This is a genomic window from Oscillospiraceae bacterium (assembly GCA_009780275.1).
Lineage (GTDB): Bacteria > Bacillota > Clostridia > Oscillospirales > UBA929 > WRAI01.
Window position 1 is genome coordinate 1 of record WRAI01000046.1, and the last position, 3,904, is coordinate 3,904.

Here is a 3,904-nt window from a genome sequence, read left to right on the forward strand (position 1 = left end):
CAATGCGGGGGCTAACGAAAGGTGCCATAGCCATGCCGCCTTTTTTTACATCAAAGTCTACCGCCTTTGTCGGAAACATTTGTGTGCGCCTAAAAAACGTGTCTTTCATAAACGTAGTCATAGGCGGTTGTTGGTCTATCATTCGCATCATAAACCGGGGGTCGTAAATATTTACAGCCATTTCCTCACTCCTCCTTAAATTCGTGTTCCTCTGATAATCATGCCAATTTCCGTCATGCGGCGCATGTGGGTGTCGGCTGTGTCTGTGCCGCCAAAGCGCATAGACCTACGGTTAAACTCACCTTTAACATACATGGTGGATTTCGTTGTTGCACCGTCGGCTACGGTGAAATCGTCGCAGACTATGCCAATGGGCAAATTCGCCCCATTTGTGCCTACTGAATTTACAAGTGTGTATGTGTTATCGCCTGTTTGGGCGATAACATCTCCCCGCTGAAATTCCGCAGGGCCGGTAACGGTAATTTCCATTGTCACCGTCGGAAAACCGCCGGCAATCAAGCCGTCGGGTTTGAATTCACCTAATCTTGACATGGATAAACACTCCTATCTCCTAATATTTTTTGCACTCTCTCCGGCATGTGCCAATAGAGCTTCTTCTTCGGCGGCGTCATCCATCGGCGCACCCGCCGGTGGTACGTCTCCCGCTTCGTCAGCATCGGCCTGGGCAGCGTTCAAATAATTTACGCCTTTTTGCTTTTGAGCCTTAATCAGCTCTACGGCAAAATCTCCAGCGGTAACGCCTGTTTCGTACTTGGCCTTGCTGGTGAGTTCCTCCATGCCGGGCAGCGCCATGTTGTCAATTTCTTGGATTCGCGCCCTTTCGTTTTGTACACCATGCTCTACACCGGCTGTAAAAACAGCGTTGTAAATTTCGGGGTGCTTTGCTTTTAATTCTTCGAGATTCATAATGCTTTCCTCCTCTTGGATTGGGGTTTCTGTTGGTAGTTTTGCCTGTGGCAAAACAGGCTTGGCTGCTGGATTTCCTTCTGGTACGGCTTGTGCGGTTACTATTTGCGGCGTTGCATTTTCAAGTGGAATTCTTGCAGGCTGTTGTGCATGTGATTTAGCCGGCAACATGGCCACGAATTTCTCCTTGTTGCGTATTTTCGCAAGATCAAGCGGGAGTCCATTGAAAAAAGCCGTGGCCTTATCTTCGGAAAGATATGCCTCGACTTTTAACTCAGACACTTCATCTACCAAGCCCAATTGCAGAGCTTCTTTGCCGGTACACCATTTATCCTCATTCATCATCTGAATAATCTGCGCCCGGTCAATGCCTGTTTTTGCATGGTAAACGTCGGCCATACTCTCAGTTATCGTGTTTAAAATATCAATGGCCTTTTGCATTTCGTTGACATTTCCGAAAATACCCGTGGCCGGCAAATGAATCATCCATATAGAGCCTAACGCAGAGATGATTTTATCCCCTGCCATTGCAATAAGCGTTGCGGCGCTTGCGGCAATGCCGTCGTTGTAGGTGATAATCTGCGCCTTGTGGCTTTTCAGCAGGTTCATTATGGCGTATGCTCCGAACACGCTGCCACCGTTAGAGTTTATCCGTATATGGATTGTGCTTACATCGCCCAATGCGGTCAATTCTTGTCTAAACCGATGAGGGATTACATCATCCGGCCAACTCCAATACTCCAAATCGTATCGCATAATGTCGCCGTAGATATAAAGAGTGGCTTCGTCGCTTTCGGCCGCACTGTTTTCAAATCGCCAAAATTGATTGTCTTTATCCATCATGTTCATCACCGCCTTTCGGTTTCATGGCTTTATTGTTGATTGTGTCCATGCTTTAAATCTCTCCTTCCTCTAATCGCCTAAGCTCTTGTCGCATTGTTTCCTCTTTCACGCGCTGGCGGTGGTTGACATTGAAATCCGTGCCGGTCATTTCAGCGGCTTCACGTTCGCGGGTACTCAATTCGGCTTCAATGCGCCGTATGGCAGCAGTCGCTTCACGCAATGGGTCAATTTGCCCTTGTGACGGCCCGTGCCATTCGGCTTTACAGTACGCCGCTCTGATGATGGGGTCGTCGAAGAACCCCGGGGCATAAATACGTCCTTTGGCGACGGCTTCCGATAACCATTCCTCATAGATGGGTTGGCAAAAATCGTTGGCGAACCACTTGCGGCGCATACGGAACATCTTCCATGCTTCCAACAATGCCGCACGGCTTGCGCTGTAGGATGCTGAGAAATGTTTTATCAGCAATTCGTATGGAATTTCCAACGACGAACCGATTTGCCGCAAGATGGCGTTCACAAATCCATCAAAAGCGACGTTGGGTCTACCCGGCGTTGCGGTTTCAATTTTCTCACCACGCCGCATGCGAACGACTGAGCCGTTACCAAGTTCGTAGGTAAAGGGATTGTCGGGGTCAATTTGTTCTTCAACATCCATGCTATCCCCAAGGTCTAATTGTGGAAATTCTTCATACACAAAAACGGTGAACAAGCCGCCGACAACTGCTGCTGTAAGCTCTGCCACGGTATACCGGCCCAATTGCCGCAGGCTTTCTATAACAGGAGCCAAAACGGGCAAACCCCTTGTTTGGTCGGGGCGTTCAGATTCCATCAAGTGAAGGATATTCCGTCTGCCTGTGACATTACCAAACGTCAGGACTTTGGTGTATGAATCGTCGTCATTCGCCGATCCGGGAAAACTGTTCATGATGTAGTAGGCAGATACCTCACCGCCCGCTGTTTCTACGCCGTTGTTTACGTTGTCGTTTCCGGTCATGCTCTCCGGGGTTTTTACCCTGTCGCCCTCTATAAGCTGTATTCGCAAGTCATACATAAAACCTTGCCGCTTTTTGTATGGCAACAGTACAAACACATCACCCGATAACAACATGCTCAAAAAGGCTAATTGCTGAAGCTCGTAAAAATTATTAAGTCTGAACCTGTCGCAATTGACGGAGTTGGAGAAATACTCAAATTCCCGCACAACTGCCTGCTTCCAACTTTCCGCTTCCTCGTCAGTCATTTTAAGAAAATCGTTATCAATGGATGGTTTTAATACCAGCCCGGAGCCGATTGCGTTTGTACGAGTTGTTTTGATTGCACCTGTAGCAATGTTCGCACCACCCATGTATAAATCCCGCGAGCGTTCACGGAGCAAAGCTAAGTTATCATTGATGTCCTCGTTGGGTGAGCCGCTCTCACTATCCCAGCCTTTCGTAGCTTTTTTGTTTTCGTTTGCGCCGTGGTGAGAGTAACCGGAATTCAAAATATTTAACTGTCGTTTCGCCCATTCCCTTTTAGCCGCTTTTGCTGGTGAAAAGTAGGCTATAGCCTTATCTAACATCGTCGGTTCTTCCAACGTAGTCGGGTTCCTGTTGTTAATTTTTTTGGTCATGATGCCCCCCTACATATCCCTCGGGATTATTTGCTGCACTCTGATTCGTGATACGCCGGCGATTTCGTCTACTTTATCAGACCAATATTTAACTGATGTTCTGATTTCTCGTAAGTCTGCACGGCGTAACCGTCTTGTGCCCATTTGATATTCTTGGCCGGTCATCACGGCTTGTTCTGCCATAATCCAACCATTCAACATGTCTTTTGCAGTTTGAATGCTGATCATACTTCGACCCCCTTGCTGATTGTGCCTCTGCGCTTGGCGGGGGCAATCTTTTTGACATTTTTGCGCTTTTTCAGCTCCTCAAAATTCGGATTAAGAATTTCTATGGCAGCGACATTGTAAACTCGACAGTCCAACGGCTCATTTCTTGCCCCTGTTTTAACTATCCATTCTGTTTTTGGTCAACACTCTCGGTAATCCCAAAATACATAATCCCGTATTTACGCCACTTGTCGGCTGTTCCTGTAACTAAAATCAACCCAAAATCATACCTTGTACAGCGTTTATACAGCA

General features: G+C 47.4%; 6 protein-coding genes. All 6 read right to left on the reverse strand.

The genetic code is table 11. The features are described 5' to 3' along the window. A partial coding sequence (locus tag FWE06_10125; protein ID MCL2547516.1) for a major capsid protein occupies positions 1–181 on the reverse strand: 181 nt, incomplete at its 3' end. A gap of 14 nt (positions 182–195) precedes the next feature. Beyond that, the gene (locus tag FWE06_10130; protein ID MCL2547517.1) at positions 196–552 is read right to left on the reverse strand and encodes a hypothetical protein; all 357 of its coding nucleotides are present in this window, start codon (positions 550–552) and stop codon (positions 196–198) included. A 12-nt stretch (positions 553–564) separates the two neighbouring features. Beyond that, on the reverse strand, positions 565–1,770 hold the full coding sequence (locus FWE06_10135; protein MCL2547518.1) for a Clp protease ClpP: 1,206 nt from the start codon (positions 1,768–1,770) through the stop codon (positions 565–567). Between the two features lie 52 nt (positions 1,771–1,822). After that, the gene (locus FWE06_10140; GenBank protein MCL2547519.1) at positions 1,823–3,385 is read right to left on the reverse strand and encodes a phage portal protein; all 1,563 of its coding nucleotides are present in this window, start codon (positions 3,383–3,385) and stop codon (positions 1,823–1,825) included. A 9-nt stretch (positions 3,386–3,394) separates the two neighbouring features. Then, a complete protein-coding gene (locus tag FWE06_10145; protein MCL2547520.1) occupies positions 3,395–3,613 on the reverse strand; it encodes a DUF6148 family protein in 219 nt (72 codons plus the stop codon). After that, positions 3,610–3,747 carry a hypothetical protein gene (locus FWE06_10150; GenBank protein MCL2547521.1) on the reverse strand — a complete coding sequence of 46 codons (138 nt, stop codon included), beginning with the start codon at positions 3,745–3,747 and terminating at the stop codon, positions 3,610–3,612. The genes FWE06_10145 and FWE06_10150 overlap by 4 nt, the downstream gene beginning before the upstream one ends. Positions 3,748–3,904: the final 157 nt, after the last annotated feature.